This window comes from Chryseobacterium aurantiacum, assembly GCF_003020585.1.
GTDB lineage: Bacteria > Bacteroidota > Bacteroidia > Flavobacteriales > Weeksellaceae > Chryseobacterium > Chryseobacterium aurantiacum.
Genome location: NZ_PXUE01000002.1, coordinates 233,448 through 255,161, shown reverse-complemented (window position 1 = coordinate 255,161; position 21,714 = coordinate 233,448). Strand labels below are relative to the sequence as shown.

15 protein-coding genes and 1 tRNA gene are annotated in these 21,714 nt (G+C 35.2%); 9 read left to right on the top strand and 7 right to left on the bottom strand.

Annotated features, from left to right (window positions below; genetic code table 11):
- Positions 1 to 18: 18 nt before the first annotated feature.
- From C7D53_RS07600 to C7D53_RS07590, 3 genes are all read left to right on the top strand, one after another.
- Complete coding sequence (locus C7D53_RS07600; RefSeq protein WP_106915801.1) at positions 19 to 1,434, top strand: efflux transporter outer membrane subunit; 1,416 nt, start codon at positions 19 to 21, stop codon at positions 1,432 to 1,434.
- A gap of 157 nt (positions 1,435 to 1,591) precedes the next feature.
- Positions 1,592 to 2,080, top strand: coding sequence for a GNAT family N-acetyltransferase (locus tag C7D53_RS07595; protein ID WP_106915800.1), 489 nt, complete (start codon positions 1,592 to 1,594; stop codon positions 2,078 to 2,080).
- A 2-nt stretch (positions 2,081 to 2,082) separates the two neighbouring features.
- Complete coding sequence (locus C7D53_RS07590; protein WP_106915799.1) at positions 2,083 to 2,568, top strand: MarR family winged helix-turn-helix transcriptional regulator; 486 nt, start codon at positions 2,083 to 2,085, stop codon at positions 2,566 to 2,568.
- A gap of 183 nt (positions 2,569 to 2,751) precedes the next feature.
- Here the strand turns inward: C7D53_RS07590 and C7D53_RS20870 are convergent, their stop codons facing one another.
- Complete coding sequence (locus C7D53_RS20870) at positions 2,752 to 2,916, bottom strand: hypothetical protein (RefSeq protein WP_162926124.1); 165 nt, start codon at positions 2,914 to 2,916, stop codon at positions 2,752 to 2,754.
- Positions 2,917 to 3,102: 186 nt separating this feature from the next.
- Here C7D53_RS20870 and C7D53_RS20865 point away from each other — a divergent pair, with 186 nt between their 5' ends.
- Positions 3,103 to 3,258 carry a bacteriocin-like protein gene (locus C7D53_RS20865; RefSeq protein ID WP_162926123.1) on the top strand — a complete coding sequence of 52 codons (156 nt, stop codon included), beginning with the start codon at positions 3,103 to 3,105 and terminating at the stop codon, positions 3,256 to 3,258.
- A gap of 82 nt (positions 3,259 to 3,340) precedes the next feature.
- On the opposite strand, the gene C7D53_RS07585 is transcribed toward C7D53_RS20865, so the two are convergent.
- Positions 3,341 to 4,471, bottom strand: a complete 1,131-nt coding sequence (locus C7D53_RS07585) for a hypothetical protein (RefSeq protein WP_106915798.1) — start codon at positions 4,469 to 4,471, stop codon at positions 3,341 to 3,343.
- Positions 4,468 to 6,114: a helix-turn-helix domain-containing protein gene (locus tag C7D53_RS07580; RefSeq protein WP_106915797.1), complete on the bottom strand. Its 1,647-nt coding sequence runs from the start codon at positions 6,112 to 6,114 to the stop codon at positions 4,468 to 4,470. Before C7D53_RS07580 ends, C7D53_RS07585 begins: the two co-directional genes overlap by 4 nt.
- Positions 6,115 to 6,498: 384 nt before the next feature.
- Here C7D53_RS07580 and C7D53_RS07575 point away from each other — a divergent pair, with 384 nt between their 5' ends.
- From C7D53_RS07575 to C7D53_RS07565, 3 genes are all read left to right on the top strand, one after another.
- The gene (locus tag C7D53_RS07575) at positions 6,499 to 8,781 is read left to right on the top strand and encodes a fibronectin type III domain-containing protein (RefSeq protein WP_106915796.1); all 2,283 of its coding nucleotides are present in this window, start codon (positions 6,499 to 6,501) and stop codon (positions 8,779 to 8,781) included.
- 156 nt (positions 8,782 to 8,937) lie between these two features.
- Positions 8,938 to 11,286 carry a T9SS type B sorting domain-containing protein gene (locus C7D53_RS07570; protein WP_228422242.1) on the top strand — a complete coding sequence of 783 codons (2,349 nt, stop codon included), beginning with the start codon at positions 8,938 to 8,940 and terminating at the stop codon, positions 11,284 to 11,286.
- Positions 11,287 to 11,375: 89 nt separating this feature from the next.
- On the top strand, positions 11,376 to 14,459 hold the full coding sequence (locus C7D53_RS07565) for a T9SS type B sorting domain-containing protein (RefSeq protein WP_106915795.1): 3,084 nt from the start codon (positions 11,376 to 11,378) through the stop codon (positions 14,457 to 14,459).
- Between the two features lie 169 nt (positions 14,460 to 14,628).
- Here C7D53_RS07565 and C7D53_RS07560 read toward each other — a convergent pair.
- A tRNA-Ala gene (locus C7D53_RS07560) sits at positions 14,629 to 14,702 on the bottom strand.
- Positions 14,703 to 14,982: 280 nt separating this feature from the next.
- Here C7D53_RS07560 and C7D53_RS07555 point away from each other — a divergent pair.
- On the top strand, positions 14,983 to 16,017 hold the full coding sequence (locus C7D53_RS07555) for a hypothetical protein (RefSeq protein ID WP_162926122.1): 1,035 nt from the start codon (positions 14,983 to 14,985) through the stop codon (positions 16,015 to 16,017).
- A 141-nt stretch (positions 16,018 to 16,158) separates the two neighbouring features.
- A complete protein-coding gene (locus C7D53_RS07550; protein ID WP_106915793.1) occupies positions 16,159 to 16,335 on the top strand; it encodes a DUF2158 domain-containing protein in 177 nt (58 codons plus the stop codon).
- A 706-nt stretch (positions 16,336 to 17,041) separates the two neighbouring features.
- Here C7D53_RS07550 and C7D53_RS07545 read toward each other — a convergent pair.
- The 3 genes from C7D53_RS07545 to C7D53_RS07535 form a co-directional block, all read right to left on the bottom strand.
- Positions 17,042 to 17,575, bottom strand: a complete 534-nt coding sequence (locus tag C7D53_RS07545; RefSeq protein ID WP_106915792.1) for a TlpA family protein disulfide reductase — start codon at positions 17,573 to 17,575, stop codon at positions 17,042 to 17,044.
- Between the two features lie 214 nt (positions 17,576 to 17,789).
- A complete protein-coding gene (locus tag C7D53_RS07540) occupies positions 17,790 to 18,428 on the bottom strand; it encodes a response regulator transcription factor (RefSeq protein WP_106915791.1) in 639 nt (212 codons plus the stop codon).
- Positions 18,421 to 21,405 (bottom strand): ligand-binding sensor domain-containing protein, encoded by a 2,985-nt coding sequence (locus tag C7D53_RS07535; RefSeq protein ID WP_106915790.1) that lies wholly within the window; start codon positions 21,403 to 21,405, stop codon positions 18,421 to 18,423. The genes C7D53_RS07540 and C7D53_RS07535 overlap by 8 nt, the downstream gene beginning before the upstream one ends.
- Positions 21,406 to 21,714 lie beyond the last annotated feature (309 nt).

The window sequence follows — 21,714 nt, the reverse complement described above, 5'->3', positions numbered from 1 at the left end:
AACTTTTAATTTTAAACAATGAAGAGTTTATTAAACATCATAAAAGGAATAACTTTCTCAGCAATCATACTGGGAGCCATCACATCTTGTATGGCCAGAAAAGAGTATGAGAGACCGAAGAACGTTGTTGACGAAAAGCTTTTCCGTACCGATATGCTTCCTTCAGACAGTGCTACCATCGCCAATGTTTCATGGAAAGAAATCTTTACAGATCCGATCCTTCAGGGGCATATTTCCAAGGCTTTAGAGAACAATCTGGATATTAGAATTGCGCTGCAAAGTATTAATTCCGCAGAAGCTTATCTGAAACAGAGTAAAGCCGCTTATCAACCAACACTATCCATTGGACCCAACTATACCTTCCAAACCCAGTCTATCAACACCCAATTTGGGCAGATTATTGGAGAAAGGCGTTATGTCAATCAGTTTGATATTACAGGAACTATTGGATGGGAAGCTGATATCTGGGGAAAACTAAAGGCACAGGAAAAAGCACAGCTGGCAACTTATTTAGGAACTGTTGCGGCTCATAAAGCTGTAAAAAGCAGTCTGGTTGCTTCTATTGCTTCTGCTTATTATCAGTTGCTTACTTTTGATTCCCAGAAAAAGATCATTACAGAAACCATTGCGGTTCGTGAAAAAAACTTAGAGACAACAAAAGCTTTGAAAGCTTCAGGATCTCTTACAGAAGTCGCTGTACAGCAGAGTGAAGCGCTTGTTTTCAATGCGAAATCTCTATTGATTGATATTGATACACAAATTCAGTTGCTGGAAAATACAATGAGTCTTTTGATGGGAGAATCCTCTCATACTATTGAAAGATCTACGCTAGAAGGACAGAATCTTCCAAGCGATGTAAAACTTGGGTATCCCACTCAATTATTGGCTAATCGTCCGGATGTAATGAGAGCAGAGTACACTTTAATGAATGCATTTGAATTAACCAATGCTGCGAAAGCTCAGTTTTATCCAACATTAAAGCTTACTGGCTCTGGAGGACTTCAATCTGTAGATATTGATCACTTGTTCAGCGTCAATTCATTATTTGCGAATGTAGTAGCAGGGCTAGCACAACCGATCTTGAATAAGAGACAAATCAAGACCAATTATGACGTTAGTCTTGCCAATCAGGAAACGGCTTATCTGAATTTTAGAAAAACTGTTCTTACCGCAGGAAAAGAAGTTTCTGATGCTATCAGAGTTTTCTCTGTACAGGATTCATTTATTGAATTAAAGCAAAAAGAACTGAATGCCTACAAAAAATCTGTAGATTATTCTCAGGAGTTGGTTAACTATGGTATGGCGAACTATCTTGAAGTTTTGAATGCCAGTGTTAATTCATTGAATGCGGAACTTAATATTTCCAATGCACAATACAATAAAATGAAAGCAGCAGTAGAGCTTTATCAGGCTTTAGGTGGAGGCTGGAAATAATTGTATCTTGTATACAGTATCATAAAAACGTATGTCAGAAATGGCATACGTTTTTTTATTTTAAATTTTTAAGGATTGTTAAAATTGTGATAAAATAAAATTTTCATTTGTATATATGTATTTAACTACGTAGTTTTATACTTTAATAATGACACTTATGAAACTACAGATTCAATCGATAGACAATTCGTACTCAGAACAGGCCATTGAACTGATTCTGACAATTCAGCAACAGGAATTCAATATTCCAATCACTGTAGATGATCAGCCCGATTTGAAAGAGATCGAAAGCTTTTATCACGAAGCAGGAGGAAATTTCTGGGGAGCATTTATAGATGGTGAACTGGTGGGTTCAATTGCCTTGGTGAAGTTTGATGAGAGGACAGGAGCGATCAGAAAGATGTTTGTAAAAAAGGAATTTAGAGGAAAAGAACTCAATATTGCTCAGATTTTACTTGAAATATTAATGTCTTTTTGTCGAGAAAAAGGAATTAACGATATATATTTGGGAACCATAACGGTATTGAAAGCGGCCCAACGTTTCTATGAAAGGAATGATTTTGTGAAAATTAAGAAAGAAGAACTTCCGGTTCGTTTCCCATTAATGAGTGCCGACGATGTTTTTTATCATCTACATACAGATTGAATATGAATGTAATTAACGAAGCAGGAATTCTTGCCATATCCACTAGGTTACACCGTCTCAGTGAGCAGCTGAGAAAAGATGGAGCCATGATCTACAAAGCCTTTGGAATTGATTTTGAGCTGAAATGGTTTCCAGTTATCTATACCATTTATCAAAAGGAACTGGTAAGTGTTGTAGAAATAGCCAATGAAATTGGGTATACCCATCCATCCACCATCACCTTGCTTAAAGAACTGGAAAAACAGGAACTTATAGAATGGAAAAAAGATAAGCAGGACGAGCGCAAAAGATTATTCCTTTTAACCCAGAAAGGAAAGGAGCTTATTGAAAAGATGAAGCCGGTATGGGAACTCATGTCCCAAATATTAGGAGATCTTGCAGATAATCAGAATAATCTATTAAAAGCCATTGATGAAACAGAGGAAAAGATCGCGAATCAGTCTTTTTATCAGAGAGCGTTACAACTTAAAAATTCAAATAAATTATAACATAAAAAAGCCAAACTTTATAGTATGGCTTTTATTTATTGTAGAAAGTATGGATTTGGATCCATAACCTTTTGACTGCCAGTCAGAAGTTTTGTCAATTTATGCATATTAACAGCGTCTAAACGTTGTTCTTTATATAGTTTTGCAGATTGTTACTGACGGAGTAAGCATTCTTTTGGAGATCTATAAATCCTCATTTTTTGGTTTAAAGTTTCTTCCCGCACCTTGTCGCAGAAAAGTAATTTTACCTTGTGTTTTCTTTGCTTTTTCAAGAACTTCCAATGCTTTTGCTCTTTCACTAATTTTGCCAGCGTGTGTTATATTATCCTGACGTTCACTTTTTTTCATACATCAAGATAATGAATTTATTTTTAAAAAACAAATATTTCATCTTTTACCATATTTCAATATCATCCGGGATTTGTGATTTCTTCTCTAATCTGGAATATATTACGAGAGGGAAATATTTTTTTATGTTAAATCTTAGTATAGAGAATTATTGTTATATTTGGTTCCTAAACTAAAATCAAAACCATGAAAAATTTGAAAAGAATTTCAAGAGATCAATTGAAGGAAGTAAAAGGGAGTCAAAAAATATGTCCTCAGGGATCGAAGCCAATGCATTGCCCTAACAGTCCGATTCCTCAATGCTATGCGGAACAATTGACATTAGAATGTCCTGATTTTTAAAAATACAATCCCTCAATTTAGAGGGATTTTTTATTTTGATTCTTTTTCTAATTCATATATAGGACTAGAATCTATACTCTTTCTAAGATCTGATAAGCTGCTGAATTTCTTTCTGATAGTTTTTATTACGTTTTCTTGTTTTTAAAATCATAAAAACGATTATGGTGAGAATAGCAAGACCTATAATGACTGAAGCAATGATGAGCTTATCATAGTAGGCTGTTACTTCATTACTTTTTCTCTCTGTTTCGATGTTATGGGCGTCAATAGCATTGTTGATAGAGCTTAATTCGTTTTGTTCTCTTTTAAATCGGGTTTCAATATACTTTTTGCTGTATATCTGGTACTTATTCTGTACTCCCATGGCCAGATAATTATCAGCCATTTCCTTATAAATTCCCTCATTGAGGCTAAGATCTCCCGATTCTTCCCCAAGTTCCTGAGCCTTAATGAGTAACTCCATTGCAGTTTGATTCTGATGTTTCTGTTTATGAACTTCGGACATACCTTTTAAGGCAAAACCTTCCAGGCTTTTAGCTTTAATAAGAATGGCGAAATCCATTGACTTTATGAATGCTGGTTCTGCATTTTCTAGCTGGTTCAGATTAAGATAACAGTATCCAATATTATAATACATGATACTCAGGTTAAAATAAGTGGTCTTTTTCTCTTTTACTTTTTCAAAATTTTTAACAGCTATTAAAAATTCCTGGAGAGCAATTTCAGGGTTAGACTGGCTCTTATAGATCATTCCCCGCAAGGCATAGCTTCTGGCTGTCTCAAAATATTTATAAGATAACCCCTCCGGAAGCTTGGCCAAATACTCGTCTGCTTCATCCAGGGTCTCAAGACTTTTACTGTAAAGCTCCATCTGCTGGAACAAAACAGCGGTCGAAATAAAAAAACTGGTTTGTACTTTCGGATCATTGGTTTTCCGAACAAGTTCTCTGGCTTTTAGAATATACCGGAGCGATTCGTCAAAATTTCTTTTGGCAATTTCGGCAGTAGACAAAAGCAGATAGATTTTGATGGATTTATTAATATCTTTCTCTTTTTGAAGCAACCTTTTCCCTATACGGATTGCATTGTCAGGCTTGTTGTAGATTTCCTGATTGGCTTTTTTTAGCAGGGAATCATCTGAAATTTTTTGCCCATAAGATGGAATCTGACATAGCAATACCATACACAGAGTAATTCGGGTAAGTAATTTCATGATCTTTTATTTTTAATGATTTCCTGAATGTAAGTATTTGGGGACATCCCTGTTACGGATTTAAAAACGTTGGTAAAGGCTCCATGTGAAGAAAACCCTGAATATTCTGCAAGATAACTTACCTTATAATTGAGGTAGGCAGGATCTGTCTTTAGAAGATGGGCAATATGATTAATTCTCAACTCATTAATATACCCATTGAAGTTTTTCTCTTTATTATTGTTGATAACCTCTGAAAGGTATTTTGTATTGATTCCTATTTGGGCCGAAAGAACAGCAATAGACATACTTTTGTTCAGATAATTATCTGTCTGTTCCCATTCTTTTAGAGACTGAAGAATCTCATCTTCTTTTTCTTTTGATATTTTAGGAGGATCTTTTTCCTGGCTTTTAGGGGGTATCTGCATTTCATTTTTTACCCTTTCTCCCTGAACTGACATTGCCTTTTCTCTTTCTATCAGCTTTTTAAAAAAAACAAGTTGCTTTCTTAGATCTTTACTTCTTCCTGATACATATAAAAGATAGGCTGTTGTACCTAAAATAAGAAGCAGAATAATAACCATAATGATTTGAAACTGATTGAATTTAGTTTGTTTCTGAAATTCAATGTTTTTATGATGGTAGGTTTCAACCAGTTTTACAATATATTGTATTCCCTCCTTCTTACTGGAGTTGATCTTTGTTTTTAGTTCAGTATAAAGATTATTGTAGTAATGATATTTCTCATCGTTATTGAGAGCCAGATAGTTTTTTGCAAACAATTCATAGAAAATGGCTTTCATGTCATAGTAAGGCTGGTTTTCAATTTTTGAAAATCCTTCATTAAGAAATTTCAAGGAGGTTGGGTAATCTCCTTTCAGAAAAAAATAAAGAGAAAGGCTTTCGTAGGCAAATGCAGAAAGAAAAATGGGGTCCCTATGGCTTTCTATATCCTGTATTACTTGATCCAGTAGTTTTTTGGACTCTTCCAGCTTGTTGAGCTTCATCAGAAATGTAGACCGAAAGATGATATTTTCCTGCTTTATAATTCTGTTTTCCTCATTGTTTTGGTCAAGATACAGGTTGCTTTTATCAAGATATTGAATGGCGATGTCATAATCACGGGTAACCCCGGAATTAATAGCCTGCAATTGAAAGAGCTTTGCAATGGTCATTCTTTCCATTACATGAACGCTTTTTAAAAGTTTAGGATCATCCAGTATTCCTGTAATGATTTTTTTTGACTGAGTGTAAAGTCCTAAATTCTGATACTGGTCAGCCAGATTATAATCCCGAAATAACTGGATGAAGTGGGAGAGGTGTTCATTTTGGTTCTCATCTTCTTTCTGATTGGATATATTGACCGCCTGAACATAATTTCCCTGCAAAGCATAGGCCTGCGAAATAATTTTTCTGAGAATAATCTTATGATCAGGATTCTTGTCGCTAATCAGAAGGCTTTGTGAATAGCTGATACAGTCATCCGGATTTTGATAGAGTTTTTGAAAAGCTTTATCTGTTAAAATACTAAAATCAGGAGCTTCCTGTCCGTTGATAAAAATCGGAAATAGTGATATGAAAAATAATATCCAGCTATTACTTTTCAGTGATTTTTCCGGAAAATAGGCTCTGTTCAGCCTTTTTTTCTTAGATATTACTGGCATTTGCCTTTTTTTAAGCTTGATTTTTAATTACTTGAATGTTAGATTTTTACATTTTTTATTCTTGTAAAATGCACGAATTATGCAAGCTAATCTCTTCATAAGGGGCAAATATAACGCTAATATTGTTTAAACCTTTGAGTTGATTGAAAATATTAGACTTATCTGGATATTTTGATGAATTTATCATACTTATCTGATACTATGGTTGTAAAAAAAACAATCATATTCAATCGGTATTTAATAAATAAAGATACGTCGGAGAGGAGATTATTTTGTCTCTTTTATAATACCAAAATTCAGATGGAATGATAGATATGAAATCATATTTAAGGGTATAAATTCTTTAACAGTACGATACTATTTCTTAACTCTAAAAAATAAAAAATGAGAAAGCATTATCTATTATGGATGATTTTACTTATTCCGTTTTTATCGCTGAATGCACAAACCTATTGTGTACCGGCTGCGGGAACATCCACTACCTATTATTTAAAAAATGCATTTTTTTCGGATCAGGGAGCTTTGTATTATGATGCGGCTGCGTACCAGGGGTATGTAGATAATTCTGCAAGTCATATAGTAACTTCTTATCCGGGAGGAACGGTGAAAGTACATTTGGAGTTTGCCGGAGGCGGTACCAAATCATTGGTTTGGGTAGACTGGAATGCAAATGGAGATTTTAATGATTTTTATGAAAATCCAATAGGAACATCTCCCTATTCAACAGTTGATGATGAATTCTTTATTCCCCCAAGTCAGGCCGCAGGAATATACAGAATAAGAGTACAGACCGGAACGAACCTTAATAGTTCGCCCAATCCATGTGGTCCTAATACACTTAGTAATGGTAATTTTGTAGACTTCAGTTTAAAAGTTGAACCTGCAGCTCCCACTTGCTTTGTTCCATCTGCCCTTATTTCAAATAATATAACAACAAATACGGCTGCTATTTCATGGACAGCTCCTGCTACCATCCCAGGAAGTGGTTATGAGTATTATTATACATCTTCTGCTATTGTTCCGGATGCTTCTACACCCATATCAGGGACAAGTGCAACAACATCTGCCACCATCAGTGGATTAATTCCGTTTACTACCTATTACTACTATGTAAGATCGGCCTGCGGTAGTTCTAAAAGTGCGTGGTCTTTAAGAGGCTTATTTAAAACCAAGTGTAATCCTGTAACTTCAATGTTTGAAGATTTTGAAAATGCGACTACAGGTACTCTTTACAATTTAGACTGTTGGGATAAAATTATTTTAGGAAACGGCTATCAATCTGTTACTGCGGGAAGTGGAGTTAATAGTTCTAAAGGCTTATACCAAAGTGCTAGCGGTGCTGCTAATATGGCTATTGCCGTTCTTCCTGCTTTCAGTAATGTAAATGCCGGAACTCATTGGCTGAGATTTAAGGCCAGATATGGGAGTTCTACGCAAGGACCTTTAGATATTGGATATGTAACCAATGATACGGATGCGTCTTCGTTTGTAAACATTCAAACGGTAAATATTGTAAGTAACGTTTTTGATGGCTATGAGTACTCAGTAGTTGTTCCTAATACTGTTCCTGCTAATGCAAGGCTTGCCATAAGAAGCGGAGGCGCAACATCTACCAGTTTGTATCTGGATAATGTGTATTGGGAGCCTAAACCAACATGTATGGTACCGTCCAATATAGTGTTATCTGATATTACCAGTGCATCTGCCACTATTGGGTGGACAGCATCTATATCTGCACCTGCCTCAGGATATGATATTTACTACAGCACAAGCAATACGCCTCCAACTTCTTCTACAGTACCTAATGTGATAGGAGCCACAGGAAATCCTTATACACTGCAAGGACTTAATTCTGCCACTACCTATTATTTCTGGGTAAGAGCAAGATGCAGCACAACAGATCAAAGTGCATGGACAAATGTGGTTTCTGTGTTGACACTTTGTGCCCCAAAAGCATCACTTTTTGAAAATTTTGATTCTTATAACACCGGACTTATAACCAATGCTCCATGCTGGGGAAGGCTGGCTACGGGATCAGGAAATGTAAGTATTAGCAGTACCGGAGCTTATTCTGGAACGAAGCATATATTACAAAGACCTATCACAGGATCTTCTATGGCTATTTTGCCTGAGCTGAGCAATATCAATGCAGGAACACATTCATTGAAGTTCAGAGCCTATTGCAGTGCCAATACAGGGGTATTACATATTGGATATGTAACGGATCCTACAAACATTGCCTCATTTGTATTGATTCAGGATGTTAATATTACCAACACCGCCTATGCGGGAGCAAGTGAATATAGTATCGTTGTTCCTAATACGGTTCCTGCAACGGCAAGGCTTGCCATATTTGTAAATGGTGCCAATATTAACTACTACTACGATGATATATCATGGGTTCCTACCATTGATTTGGGAGTGAATGATGTGACAGCAAAGCATGATATCGTTGTTTATCCTAACCCTTTTACAGACACGATTACCATTTCAGGAGAACAAGAATTGAAATCCCTTTCTGTATATGATGCTTCAGGTAAAATTGTGAAAGAAATAAGATCTTCGGAAAGAACAATTTCATTGCATGAGCTGAACTCCGGGATGTATATGATAAAGCTGATCATGAAAAATGGATCTTCTAAAATAATAAAAGCAATAAAAAAATAAATATGTTGTCTCTGCCATTATAAGCGGCGAAATCTTTTTGTCGCTTGTATGGCAGATTTTAATCCTGATCACTCAGGGTACAATCTTTATCCTAGAAAAGTATATAAAGATGATTAAAACCTATACCTATTTTCTATTATAAAACAAAAATATTTAATGATCCCTAATAATATTCCTCATCAAACAAAACAATGGCCCGAATTTTCAAAGAAGCTTTTGTTTAGTTTTTTATTGATCCTCTTTGCCAGTAATCCTCTTTTTTCACAAAGAGATACCGAGCACTGGTTTGCTCCTATGAAAGAGGCCCATATTAATACCACTAATAAACAGGCTTTATTTTTATCAACAGATTCTGCTACACCTTTTCCTGTTACCATTTACAATAACAACATTGCTATTGGAACTGTAACAATCAGTAAAGGGGATCCTAAATCATTCGAGATTCCTAAAGGGGTTATGATTACAGATTCTCAATCTGAAATATTCACTATCAAAACAAGAGGGCTGTATGTAAAAGGAGAAAAACCTTTTTTCTGTACATTCAGATTTTCGGTGGATAAGCATGGAGAAATTCTGACCTCTAAAGGGAAAGCCGGAATAGGAACAAAGTTTTATGCAGCCTATGCACCATTGTCTGATAAAAGTCCCAGCTTTAATTTTACCTGCGGAGTTTTGGCAACGGAAGATCATACTACAGTAACGGTTTCAGGTTATAATCCATCTGTTCAGTTTTCTAACGGAACTACAGGGGCTAGTAATCCTGCTATAACTTTTAGTTTAAACAAAGGAGAGTCCTATATTATTGAAGGAAACGGCAATTTTATAACCAATCTAACTGGTTTTATTGGAGCGAAAATAGTTGCCAATAAACCGATCTCGGTAACCAATGGTAATTTTACGGGTCAACATACTGCAATTGGAAACGGGGCAGGAGGAAACGATATTTATATGGACCAGTCTATTCCGGTAGAACGATTGGGTGACGAATATATATTAATGAAAGGAATGGCTCCCATTGCCTATGAACTGGAAGGAGCGGTAGTTGTTGCCACAGAAAATAATACTCAGGTGTTTTTAAATGATGAAACCACCCCCATTGCAACTTTGAATGAAGGACAATTCTACAGAATTCTCTCTACAGGATACATCAGTCAAAATTTCAGCGGCCATTATAATATGCGGATTAAAAGTACCAATAAAGTCTATGTCTATCAGCTTTTGTCAGGTGGTACTTCGGGAACATATTACAATACAGGTGGGGCTAATTATATTCCTGCTATCAACTGTTTTCTTCCCAAAAAAATTGATGAAATAGGTATGATTAATGCGTTACCTTATTTCACAACGATCGATCCTAAAGTTAGGTTGAATATTATTACAGAAACCGGAGCTACCGTATCTGTAAATGGAACAACTTTATCAGGTGTTCAAGGTCCATATCCCGTAACAGGAAATCCGAATTGGCAAACTTATTCTTTGGAAAATGTAACCGGTAATGTTACGGTTACTTCTACCAAAGCCGTTACTGCAGGAATAGCGGCAAGCCATGAAGCGGTAGGCTACGGTGGTTATTTTGCAGGATTCTCTTCCATGCCTGTTATTGCCAAAAAGAATGGAAACTGTATTCCGGGAATGGTGTTGGAAGTAGATGATAGCTACGCTTCTTACCAATGGTACTTTAATGGAAGTCCCATTACGGGGGCAACTACCAATACTTATTCTCCAACTAAAGCAGGAAATTATACGGTAACTGTATCTGTAGGAGGAAGCTGTCCTTCCGCAACAACCCCGGTATTTGAAGTGGTAATGCCTCCTCAACTTCCTAATTTACTTGCTGACAAGATAATTTGTGCTGATGAAACAACAACTCTGGATGCGGGCCCAGGCTTCCAATCCTATGAATGGAGTACAGGAGCTACCACACAGTCTATATCCAATGTAGGAATCGGAGATTATTGGGTTATTCTGGAATATAACGGGTGTTTCAACAAATACGATGTATCCGTAAGACCGGCTCCGAAACCGGTAATCAAAAATATTGATATTGAGAATAGAAAAGCAACGATCACTGCAATCGGTGGAAAGCCTCCCTATATGTATTCTACAAACAATGTAAGCTGGCAAAGCTCTAATACATTCATCAATCTGCCAAACGGACAGAACAAGTTTTATGTAAAGGATGCTTATAACTGTGAACCTATAGGAGTAGAAATGACCCTTATCAATATTATTAATGCCATTACTCCGAACGGAGATCATATTAATGATACAATTTCTTATTCCGAACTGGGCTACAAGAAAGATTTATCTTTTTCAGTCTATGACCGTTACGGAAACAATGTTTTTAAAGGTACAGCATTCAACAATTATACATGGGACGGAAAGTTTGGCAATAAGAATATGCTCTCCGGAACATACTGGTACGAAATCTCATGGAAAGAACCGGCTCTGCAAAATACAGCCATAAAATATACCGGCTGGATTTTATTGAAAAACAGAGAATAACTCAACACTTATTAATCGCAATATCATCAACAAGAAAGCTTGTTAAACAGCGTTATGGTTTGCTTAATTTAAAAACTTCCTTATAATTTATGAAAAGGATCTTATTTATTTTTATACTCTTTCTATCTCTCTCTGTTCAGGCTCAAAGAGATACGGATCATTGGTTTGCACCTATGGCAGGAAGCCTTGCCAACGGAAGCCCAAAGCAGGCTTTATATTTATCTACAGACAATACAACTCCTTTTCCTGTTACCATTTATAATAACAATGCTGTAATAGGAACGGTTACCATCAGCAAAGGAAATCCTCAGACATTTGATGTTCCCATAAATCTCATGCTAGGTCAAAATCCTGCTGATGCCATGAGCGTAAAAACAAGAGGCCTCCATCTTCATGGTGATTTTCCTTTTTTTGCAACGTACAGGTTTTCGGAAGTTAACCATGGTGAAATTTTAACCTCTAAAGGAAAGGCGGGAATTGGAACTACATTTTATGCAGTTTACGCTCCATTGATGAATAATTCAAACACCTTAAATTTCACCTGTGGTATTCTGGCTACTGAAGATAATACGCAGATTAAAGTTTCAGGATATAACATGACCACCTGGTTTTACAATAACTTTAATGGGCTTACTCATCCTTCTATTACGATTACTTTAAATAAAGGGCAGTCCTATATATTTGCAGGACTTGCGACTAAGCCAGGAAATAAAGACGGATTTATTGGGGCTAAAATAGAAGCTACCAAACCGGTTTCAGTAACCAATGGAAATTTCCGTGGCCAGTTTGGGCTTACTCCGCCCTATAATGGTGAGGATATTATTATGGATCAGTCAGTTCCTGTTGAACGTTTAGGAGATGAATTTGTCCTTATTAAGGGGATGGGGAATCTTCTTCCTGAAATTGAAGGAGCGATCATTGTAGCTACCGAAAATGACACTAAAATCTGGCTAAATAATAATCCTACTCCTGTTGCAACACTTAATGAGGGTGATTATTATCGGGTAAAAGCTAACAATTATATAGTCAATGGGCCTAACCACCTTAATATGTATATCAAGACCAGTAAGAATGTTTATACCTACCAGCTTTTATCGGGGACAGCAGATAATGATGCCACAGAAGGGTTTAATTATATTCCACCTCTAAACTGTTTTTTACCCAAAACTATCGATGAAATTGGAAAAATAGGAGAGCTTCCTTATTCTACTACATTTAACCCGCCACTTTTTGTAAAACTTAATATCCTTACCCAAACAGGAGGAACTGTAACAGTAAACGGAGTCTCTCCAACAGCAGCACAAGGTCCTTTTCCCGTAACGGGAACTACAGATTGGGTTTCATATTCTATTCCTAATATTACAGGAAATGTTACCGTAAACTCTACCAATGCAGTAACTGCAGGTATTGCAGGTGGTAGTGGAAACTTAGGGTATGGAGGGTACTTTGCGGGGTTCAATTCTATTCCTGTCATCAGTAAATCTTTAGGAGAATGTGCTCCGGGGATTGTTTTACAGGTTGAAAGTGGTTTTACTCATTATCAATGGAATCTTAACGGAGCTCCTATTCCGGGAGCCACTTCCAATACTTTTTCTCCTACACAGGGAGGAAGCTATACGGTATCGATCACTAAAGAAAATTGTGTGTACACAACGTATCCTTACAAAGTTTATTCATGCCTGGTGAATACCATAAAATCACTCAATGCCTGTATTGCGGGAAGGCCTACGTTAATTACGCCTACATTCAGTAATTCTACGCAGACTCCCGTCCCGGGTTCCGTACAGATTATAGTACCACCGGCAAACGGAACTCTAACAATAGATCCTGCCACCGGTATTTTGACCTATACTGCCAATGCAGGAACAACTGTTGATACTTTTACCTATAAATTTTGTGGAAATGATCCTCTGTTTACTGATTGTGAGCAGGTAAAGGTAAATGTTACAGTACAACCTTTGGTTCTTACAGACGCTACAGCAAGTGCATGTAATGTAAATGGCTCGGGGATTTTTGATTTAACGACAGCAAATGTGGGAGGCCCTGCCACGGCGGTTAAAAAATATTATCCAACAATGGCAGATTTAAATGCAGGAATCAATGAGATTCTTCCTGCAAATGCATATCCATCAACAGTACCGGCTACAGTGTATGTAAAAGTGACTACGGCAGAGGGATGTACAGCTAATGCAAAAATTACCCTTCAATATTATCGTGCACCTGATGTGATGGATGCCACGCTTCCCGGGTGTTTTGTTGTTAATAACCCAAGTCAGGGAACTTTTAACCTTACAGCGGCAATTGTAACTTCTACCAACCCTGTTACAAAAAACTATTACCCAACCTTTAATGATGCTGTTAATGGGACCAATGAAATAATGACCCCAGCTGTATATGTTTCCTCAAATACAACAGTGCATGTAAAGATAACTACAGTTAACGGATGTTTCGGCTTTGCTAAGATAACATTGAATGTGATTCCCCCAAAACCATCATCACTTCTGGTAGATCAATATATATGTCCTCTGGCAGTCACCAAATTGGATGCAGGACCTGGCTATACATCTTATTTATGGAGTACCGGAGCTACAACACGGGTTATTCAGAATGTGCCGGTAGGAAATTACTGGGTAATTCTTACGGCGAATGGGTGTGAGACCAAACAGTTTGTAAAAGTAATAGCTGTTCCCGGACCAAAAGTTAAGCGTATTGATATAAAAAACAATACAGTAACCATTATTGTGGAAGGGGGAGAGCCTCCTTATCAGTATTCCAGAGATGGTATTGTATGGCAAGATTCCAATGTATTTACGGATCTTCCGCGCGGCCGTAATATTTTTTATATAAAAGATGCCTATAACTGTGAGCCTGTAAAGGTTCAGATTACAGTACCTAATCTTGTGAATGCCATTACGCCCAACAGTGATGGAATCAATGACGATTTAGACTACAGTGAGCTGGCATATTTGAGAGACTTGAAGTTCAATATATTCAGCAGATACGGACAGCTTTTATTCTCTTCAGATAAAAATAATAGTCTAAAATGGAATGGTACTATTGGAGGAACTCCGGTAAGCAGTGGTACCTACTGGTATGAAATAACATGGACTGAATCGGACACTAAAACTCCGGTTGCCTATTCAGGATGGATTCTCGTGAAAAACAGGAATTAGAAAGATTTTATAATATATAAGGGGATTTATTATATAATAATGCAGATGGTTTAAGCAGAGTGGTGTAGGCGGTGCAAATCTTGATTTGTGCTGCCTTTTTATGTATAAAGACAAACATTAATTTAATAAAGCAAAAAGCCACACTTAATAGTATGGCTTTTATTTATTGTGGAGAATACGGGATTCGAACCCGTGACCTTTTGACTGCCAGTCAAACGCGCTAGCCAACTGCGCCAATCCCCCGTTTTAAAGTGGTACAAAAGTAAGTATTTAATCGGTATATGCAAATGTTTTGGAGAAATTTTCTTGAGAATAGTAAGTTTTTTATATTTCCAACTTTAATTAAATACAAATTATACCTGTAAAAAGAACCTCAACCCATCAGATTGTCTTTCTTAAGGGAAAAGAAATGGTACAATAGGAGTCCTTTATTTTACTATATTTGGATGTAATGGTGAGCGTAACATACTTGAAAATATTCATTTGAGTTTCACCAATGATTTAAAAGGATATGAAAAAAAGTATGATATACCCCAGATATAAATTGACCTCTCTTGTAACCCTCATTTTGCTTTGCTGTATCATGATTACTGGCAAAGGACAGATAGCAACTTTTTATACTGTTACACCATTTGAGGAGGATGATTATTTTACAAAAACGGTTTTCCCATTCAATCCGACTTTTATAAAGAATAATAGAGTAAAAAGTATTCTGCTTAAGAGTGATGAAGAAATTGGAACAAAATACATCTACAATTTTAATTCCGGAGGCTTTATAGAAAGTATGACCACCATACGCTATGATAAAGAAAAGACAGATACTGCTTTTTATACAAGATATTATTACAAAGTACTAGGGTTAATTGATAAAAAAGCGAGAATAGATTATCGGGACGGCATTGTAAAGGTTAGCAGTTACCAATATGACAAGAACAATAAAATTGATATCATCCGAATTTTTTCATTGAATTCTCAAATGCCTAATAGGCTGCAAAATAGTGATTGGCAGGGAGAACCTGTTCCTCGTGTAGATAAAATAATTATTAAAGGATCTTTGCCCAACGAAAGCCTTTGGAAAAAAATGACTGCTGAAAATGAATTTTCTTCCTGGCAATATCGTTATTATACTGAAAATAAATTTGAAGCAGAAGAACGAACAGAGCATTTTAATTTTCATAAAAAAAGTGATAATCCTGAGACCTGTTATCAGAAAAAGACTTATTACTATTTGAATGGATTCCCCGCCGGTCTTTTTCTACATGATGGTTGTGCTGCAAAAAAGTTACCATCTGAAATATATCAATTCAAGGAAGGGCTTCTGTTGCAACTTACCAATGCACTTTCTAGCCCAGAGTCCAAAATCGAAAAGTATACGTATGATAAAAACAAGAACCTTATCCTCATGCAAGACACATGGAGTGGGCAAAAAGTAAGTGAACTGGAAATGACCTACGATGAAAAAGGCTTTCTGGTCTCAATACAGCGAAAATCTAATGCATCAAATATGATTCAATATTTTCAAGATCGTACTCTAAAGTTAACCTACACTTTTTATTAAGCCAAAATTCTGAATTAAATTTCAATGAATGATCATTTTTCCTCCTATACATCTGTTAAAAAAATGACAATGGAATCTTTCATAATTGCAAAATAATTATCAATTTTACTATATTTGGATTTAATATTAAACCCAAATTACATGGAATTAAGAATAGGTGATACCGTTTATTTAAAATCAGATGCAAGAACTATAATGACAATCAATGATATAGGATTAAGAGGCCCTGAGTATTATGAATGTGTTTGGTTTTCCCAGGAAATTTTACAAATAGGTGAATTTCATAGAGATACTTTAGTAAAATATGATAGAGAATAATATATAAGAAGCTCCTTAATTGGGGCTTTTTTTTATTTTATTGACCGAGAACCAAAAGGCCACGGGTTCGAATCCCGTATTCTCCATAAGTCAGACTTTCAATTACTTTCTAAGCTCAATAAGTACAAAAATGGACTATGGGGGACTGAATTAATGAAGAATGGATTCTGTCCAATTATACAATTAATTGTATTTCCCAAAAGGACTTGTAAAGAATATTCTGCCTATAAAAAAGAAAGATGAGCATTGAGCCCATCTTTCATTTCCAATTAAATATTCACAAGATTCTACATTACTCCCAAAAAACTACTTGCTGTTAACCGATTCTATACTTTGATAAGCAGGAAGTCGAAATTTAATACATAAATAATGTCAAAAGTACTAAAAGTCGGAAATAAAATAAGTGATTATAGTTTATCATCGGAGGTTTACATATGCATCATTAACATTTAAGTGGAAGTAAGGAACTTAATGATTACAAACTTATTGAAATAACTTAAACAATGCGAAATACATAGTGTAGATATTCAACTACGGACATGAAGTTATAGATTGTCTTATACTATCACTTTTAACTAATAACAAAAAAAAATGAGCTCTAATGAGCCCATTTTGAATCCGCATCATCTACGATGTCTGCAGGTACTTAAAATGAATGTTTGACGTATTTATATTTTAAAATAAAATCTTAAACTAAAAAGTATATCTAGTAGAATGATTTAAGCTTATCTGTAAAACTTTGATATTCGATTCCACCCAGGTTTTTATCAACAACTTTACCATCTTTTATGATAAAAGTTTGTGGAATGACATTGTATCCCAAGATCCCATCTCCGCCTAAAAATTCTTTGATGGCCTCTATATAGCCTTTATTCTGAAACGTAATATCATTTATTGTATGTTTTGAAAGATAGGTTTTTAATTTCTCCGGATCTTCATCCAATGATAAAAAGACAAATTTGACATTCCTGTTTTCTGTAATTATTTTTTGGAAGACAGGCATTTCCTGAAGACATGGTTTACACCACGTTGCCCATACGTTCACAACAGTTATTCCTCCCTTATTGAGATATTCTTTTTGAAAAGGGCTGTCTTGAATACCGGATGTGCCTGCTGCTGATTTTTGATTAGGAACTGAAGCCTCAGTGTTATTAGGTCTGAAGACCCACAAACTGATTAATATTACTCCAATGGGAATAATTAAAAGTAAAAGCCATCGTTTCAGATTATTTCTTTTCATAGGGCAAAGCTATACAAACATGGAGATAGGAAAGGAATTAGACGTGTAGTAATTTAATGACATCCGTGACAATTTTTGTCTATTGCAAGAGCAATATTGTACAAAAACTCTACTAAAAAAATAAAACAGGGCTTTGCAGTTATAGAATTAAATATAGAAATGAAATGTTTTCGTTAATAGGGTAATAATATCTTCCCATTATGTTAGAGGATGGTTATTTATTTTTATGCATCTGATTTCGGTCTCCCAGTCTTACAAGGTCTACCGTATTTTTTATATTGAGTTTCTTGTAAATCCTTGCCTTATAGGTACTCACGGTGGATAGGTGCAGACTTAGTTCATTTGAGATTTCAATATTACCATAGCCTCTTACCAGCAAGTCAAATATTTCCTTTTCTCTTTCTGATAAAGCTTCAAGTGGATTGATTGGAGTGTCCTTTTTAGCAGAAGAAAGCAGCTTTTTTACAATATCCTGAGAGTAGTAGGTTCCTTGCTCAAAGATCTGATGAACGGCTTCCAGAATGTTGTTTTCATCGGATAGCTTATTAATGTACCCGTCTGCACCTTCAATGATATACTGTACAGCGATATCATTATCGTACACAGAGAAGACCAGAATTTTAAGAGTAGGTTGTATTTTTTTTAGCTCCCCAATCATGCTTAGATATTTACTTTCCGGCATATTGATGTCCAGAATTAGTAGATCAAACTCTTCAATATACAATTTATCTATAAGGTCTGTGTAGGATTCTGCACAGGAAATTTTTACATCTTTGTAGTGAGATTCCAAAATCAGGGTAGTGCCCAATCGTACCACAAAATGATCATCCGCAATAATAATTTTTCTATCCATGTTTTTTTATTTTAATTGATACTATAGTTCCTTTCGGAGCATTGTTTTTAAGCTCAATTCTACCATTGATCATCATGAGCAATTGCAAAATAAGGTGCAATCCCAAACTGTATTTTTGTAAAACAAGTTTTTCTTTTTCAATGTTATCCTGAAGCTTTTCATAATAGGTCATTTGTTCCTTGCTCATTCCTTGGCCGGTGTCTCTTACTTCCAAAAAAAATATTTTATCATCTTCAATGGTAGATAGCTCTATGATTCCATTGGTTGTATTTTTGATGGCATTGTCTATTAGGTTATGGATGATAACTGCGACTACATTCTGATTGATTTTTGAGTAGGTAGGATCTTTAATATTATTGACAATAAGGGTGTCCTGTTCTTTGGCAGCGATTTCAAAAAGCGTTTTTTTAGCTTCCACTACTTCATAAACATTATAGGTCTCATTCTTTTCAGAGATATTATAAATTTCTGCGTACTCTTTTAATGTTTTTACGAAATTGTAGAACTCTACAGAAGACTTATAAAAACTTTCAAAATACTTTTTTTGGATATAACGATCATGATCATCCGTCTCATACAGCTTTTTAGCGGTTATGGATAAAAATTTTATCGGGGTTATAATATCATGGCTAATGGTCTCCAATAGTTTTTTCTGCTGTACACTCTCTTTTCGAAGCTGTTCCTTGGTATATTCCAATTTTGAAACTGTTTTTGATAGTTTTCGGGTTCTTATTTCAATAATCTTTTCGAGTTCCTTTTTTTTCTGCCCCTGCCTTTTTATTCTTATTTTAAGGAGTGTAAATACAATGATGGATAAAAGCAATACAATAAAGGACTTAAAGAGAATTGTCTGATAGAATAAGTGCTTCACATTGATATTGAGGGCTTTGTAAATGTATTTTCCCTTAGGAGAAGTTAATACTCTTATAATAAGTTCATATTTTCCAGGGTCCAGGTTTGAAATGTAATATTTACCATCACTGTTTACCCTTTCCCATTTGTCATTGTTGGAATCTTTCAATTTAGCTTCGATAAGCAAGTTGGCCCTGTTGGCATAATACGGAATATCTACTAACACTACCGCCTTATAAAAATTATGCTCTAAATTGATATTTTGTCCTTTTATATTGCTTTTGGAATCATAGAATAAGATCCGCTCCAAAAAGAAGTTCTTAGGATAATGGCTTCTTATTTTTTGAGGGTTAAAAAATACAAGACCTTTAATGGAAGGGAATACAAAATTTCCATTCTGAAGAACTGCAGCACTGGGCGAACCGCCTCCATTAAACTCATTGGTATTAAAACCATCTTCCTTGCTGTATCGGTAATAATTAGGTCGTGTTTTTTTATCCTGAGAGTAGCGGAGCAAGTTGTCTTTAAGTACCTGAAACAGCCCATTATTCGTGCTGATCCATAAAAATCCTCTTTTATCTTCAAGAATGGTATGGGAGAATGAAAGGTATCCATTTCTATCATCCGGCATTTTAATCAGCTCATTATTTTTATAAAGGAAAAAGCCGTTTCCCTGGGTCATAATCCAAAAATTCCCATCCTTTGTTTTTGTAATTTCTCTTATTTGCAAAGGGCTGGCAGATATTTTTTTAGGAGTAAAAAAGGGAGCCTCTATAGAATACAAAGCATCCCTGGTTCCTACCAGCCATTGATCATATCTCAACTCCTGTATGGAAGTGATGATGTTGGGAATGGTCAATTGTAAAAAAGGGCTTTTAAAACTTGGATCTTTATAAATGGAGAGGAAAGTCTTTAAAGAAGGTCTGTGAAATGTCGCGATAAAATAATTTCTACTTTGCCATACATAGCAGGCTTCATTTTGAAAATTAAGGTACTCTTTTTTAGAATAATTAGCCTTGTGAAAAAAGCGAAGCAAACCCGTTTCACTCTTGACAAGGATATTCTTTTGATTATCATACACTAAAAAAAAACTGCTTGTTGTGTTAAAGTGATACTGTTTTACCAGTCCGTTTTCATTGTATACATCACCCGAAGACGTAATTACTTTATCATTTTCAAAAGGGAGTAGGGAGTAGAAAATATTTTCATAGGATTTATCAGATTTGTTAACAACATGAAAATTATTGAATTTTATTACATTCAATCCGTCCGATAATGTTCCAAGGTATAGTTTATTGTTCACTTCATCATGATAGATGGAGGATAAAGAGTTTTTATCAATGTTATAATTTGCTAGTTTTGTTAAGCTAAAAGTATTTCTGTCATAAGATATTTTATATAATGTATGATCCTTGATAATAAAAGATTGATTATTTATCTGGCTCCAATACACCTTTATATCATCTTTAAAGAAAATATCAGGTGCATTCAGGTATGTTATATTGGCAGCTGTAATTTTAATCACTTTCTTTAAAGATCTGGAAATGATAAAAATAGTCTGGTCAAAACAAAATGTATCCGATATATAGTTTTTACGAAGATTCTTCAGCGTTGCTATTTTATGATCTTTATATTGAATTGTTGCATCTTTCAATAAGTGATAATAGTTGTTCTTATCAAAATAAATAAAGAAATCCATACTCCCAAGCTTCTCCGGTACTCCGTTTTTGCTAAAGATAAAGTGTGATTTGCTTTCACGTAGTACTTTTCGCATGCAGTCTGACTGATGCTTCATAATACTTACATTTCTTTTAGATATTAATGCTGTATTTTCTTCATAAGCCGTTAAGTTGTAGATCGTATCTTTCTTTGTTTTTCCAAAAAATGAACCAAATCTGTTATTTTTGAAGTTGAGGTGATTATAGGTGACAAAATTATTTCCATCATAGCGTACCAAACCGTTTTCTGTACTGATCCAGATAAACCCGTACAGATCCTTGGTAATATCCTTTACACTGTTCTGGGGAAGTCCGTTATCTGTATCATACCATATAGAAGCAGCTTGCTGACTTTTATACAGTTGTATATTTATGAGAAATAGAAATATAACTTGTTTATAAAACATTTTTAATACTTGTAATTATGAAGTATTCATGGTATAATATTATAAAATTAACAAATTCCAATGGCCAATAGACGTATTAGGTATCGTTTTAAAACTACAAGCTTTTAAATTTAAAATGACAGTTATGTCAATTGTAGAAGCCGTCAGAATTTGCAATGTATGCAAATCAAATACTTACCATGATTATATATTATTTAATGAATCTAAAGAATATGTATGTTGAGCTCCTCTTGGGTGATTGTTGATAATAATGATATGATAAGTGCTATTTGTTTTCTTTCTGTTAAAAGAAAATTCACTATTGGATGG